Source organism: Inquilinus sp. (assembly GCF_057815775.1).
In genome coordinates this window covers 1-2735 of record NZ_JBYRFX010001195.1, presented here as the reverse complement: position 1 = coordinate 2735, position 2735 = coordinate 1, and the positions used below count along the sequence as shown (strand labels likewise).

Genomic DNA, 2735 nt, shown 5'->3' with positions numbered 1-2735 from the left:
GCGGTGGATGGCGCCGTCGACGCCACCACCACCCGACAAAGCCGAATTCGCCGCCTTGACGATCGCGTCGACCCCCAGCCGGGTGATGTCCCCGACCGTGATCTCCAGCGACGCGGTCACGGCGTTACTCGGCGGCGGACTTCTTGTCGGCCTTGGCCCGCTCGATGCCGGCGACGATCATCTCGGCGGCCCGCTGCGGCCCGTCCCAGCCCATGATCCGGACCCACTTGCCCTTTTCCAGGTCCTTGTAGTGGGCGAAGACGTGGGAGATCTGGTCGCGCAGGATTTCCTGCAAATCCTCATAGCTCTGCACCTTGGCGTAGTAGGGGTGCAGCTTCGACACCGGCACGGCCAGGATCTTCTCGTCCTCGCCTGCCTCGTCCTCCATCAGCAGCACGCCGACCGGGCGGGCGCGCAGCACCGCACCGGGCATCACCGGCTCACGCCCGACGACGATAACGTCGACCGGGTCGCCGTCACCCGACAGGGTGTGCGGGATGAAGCCGTAATTGCCGGGATAGGCCATCGCGGTGTGCAGGAAGCGGTCGACGAACATCGCGCCCGACGCCTTGTCGAGCTCGTACTTCACCGGCACCCCGCCCATCGGGTTCTCGATGAGGACGTTGACATCGAAGGGCGGGTTCACGCCCACCGCGATCTTGCTGATATCCATGACGGCCCTGGTCGTTCCTGAGGGGTATGGGCGCGGACCATAATGCGGACCGCGCCCCAGGGCTAGTGCCGAGCCATTCTCATCGCGCGAATCGACCCATCTTTTTGTGCAGCGCAGCGATCGACCCACCGCCTTTCGGCGAGCTAGCGCCTCTGCGGCAGCGCATCGTAGGCCGCCAGCGCCGCGGCGGTGACGATCTCGGTCACCGTTGCGCCCATCTGCACCACCTGGGCCGGCTTCTCCAGCCCGCACAGCAGCGGCCCGATCAGCGAGGCGCCGGCCAGCTTCTGGATCATCTTGGCGCCGATGTTGGCAGCGTTCAGCGCCGGCATGATCAGCAGGTTGGCCGGGCCGGACAGGCGGGCGAACGGATACAGCCGCTTCATCAGATCGTAGTCGAGTGCGACCTCGGCGGTCATTTCGCCGTCATACTCGAAATCGACCTCACCCGCCTTGGCACGGGCATCCATGATGGTAACCGCGTCGCGGATGCGCTGGGTGAATTCGCGCATCGGCTGGCCGAAGTTCGAGGAGGACAGGAAGGCCAGCCGCGGCTCATGCCCCAGCTGCCGGGCCTTGGCCGCGGCCTGCAGCGCGATGTCGACCAAGAGATCCGGGTCCGGCCGCTCATGCACCGTGGTGTCGGCGATCAGCACCGTGCCGCCGCGCACCGTCAGCATCGACAGGCCGAACGGCACATGGTCTGGCGCCGGGTCGATCACGCGGGTGATCTCCTCGAAGCAGGTGGTGAAGTTGCGGGTCAGGCCGGTGACCATGGCGTCGGCATCGCCATGCGCGACCATGCAGGCGGCGAAGATGTTGCGGCCCTGGTTGACCATGCGGGCGACGTCACGCTGCAGCAGCCCCTGGCGCTGCAGCCGGCGCCAGACGAAGTCGATGTAGCGCTCGTTGTGCTGCGACAGCCGGGCGTTGTGGATTTCCAGCTCGGCGACGGTCGCCTCCGGCAGGCCGATCCGGGCCATGGTCTCGCGCACCCGCTCCTCACGGCCGATCAGGATCGGCGTGCCGTAGCCGGCGGCGCGGAAGGCGATGGCGGCGCGGATCGTGCGCTCCTCCTCGCCCTCGGCGAACACCACGCGGGTGTCGGTCGACGCCACCTTGTCGAAGATCAGCTGCAGCTTGTCGACCGTCGGGTCCAGCCGGCGGCGCAGGCTCTGGCGATAGGCGGCGATGTCGGCGATCGGCTTGCGGGCGACGCCCGATTCCATCGCCGCCAGGGCCACGGCCAGCGGGATCTCCTCGATCAGCCGCGGGTCGAACGGCACCGGGATGATGTAGTCGGGGCCGTAGCGCAGCCGGCGGCCGGAATAGGCGCTGTCGACCTCGTCCGGCACGTCCTGGCGGGCCAGCCGGGCCAGGGCGTGGGCGGCGGCCAGCTTCATCGGTTCGTTGATGGTGCGAGCGCGGACATCCAGCGCGCCGCGGAAGATGTAGGGGAAGCCCAGGACGTTGTTGACCTGGTTCGGATAGTCCGACCGGCCGGTGGCGATGATCGCGTCCGACCGCACCGCCTTGACCTGGTCGGGTGCTATCTCCGGGTCCGGGTTGGCCAGGGCGAAGATGATCGGCTTGTCGGCCATCGACTTCACCATCTCGGCCGTCATCGCGCCCTTGACCGACAGGCCGATGAAGACGTCGGAGCCGGCGACCGCCTCGGCCAGGGTCCGGTGCGGCGTGTCGACGGCATGGGCCGCCTTCCACTGGTTCATGCCCTCGGTGCGGCCCTGCCAGACCACGCCCTTGCTGTCGCACAGGATGATGTTCTGCGCCGGCACGCCCAGCGACTTGAACAGCTCGACGCAGGCGATGGCGGCGGCGCCGGCGCCGTTCAGCACCATCCGGGTGTCGCCGATGGTGCGGCCGGTCAGCTCCAGCGCATTGATCAGCCCGGCCGCCGCGATGATCGCGGTGCCATGCTGGTCGTCATGGAACACCGGAATGTCCAGCAGCTCGCGCAGCCGGGCCTCGATGATGAAGCAGTCCGGCGCCTTGATGTCCTCGAGGTTGATGCCGCCGAAGGACGGGCCGAGGAAGCGCACGC

The 2735-nt window shown here is 68.2% G+C and carries 2 protein-coding genes; both read right to left on the bottom strand.

Annotated features, from left to right (window positions below; all coding sequences use genetic code 11):
* Positions 1-124: 124 nt before the first annotated feature.
* Positions 125-673 carry an inorganic diphosphatase gene (gene ppa / locus AC3XYG_RS42495; RefSeq protein ID WP_489145967.1) on the bottom strand — a complete coding sequence of 183 codons (549 nt, stop codon included), beginning with the start codon at positions 671-673 and terminating at the stop codon, positions 125-127.
* Between the two features lie 143 nt (positions 674-816).
* On the bottom strand, positions 817-2735 hold a 1919-nt coding region (locus AC3XYG_RS42490), incomplete at its 5' end, for a phosphate acyltransferase (protein WP_489145966.1).

Bases quoted from the DNA above. Each gene is read 5' to 3' on its own strand.
- ppa (WP_489145967.1), bottom strand. From the start codon at position 673: ATGGATATCAGCAAGATCGCGGTGGGCGTGAACCCGCCCTTCGATGTC.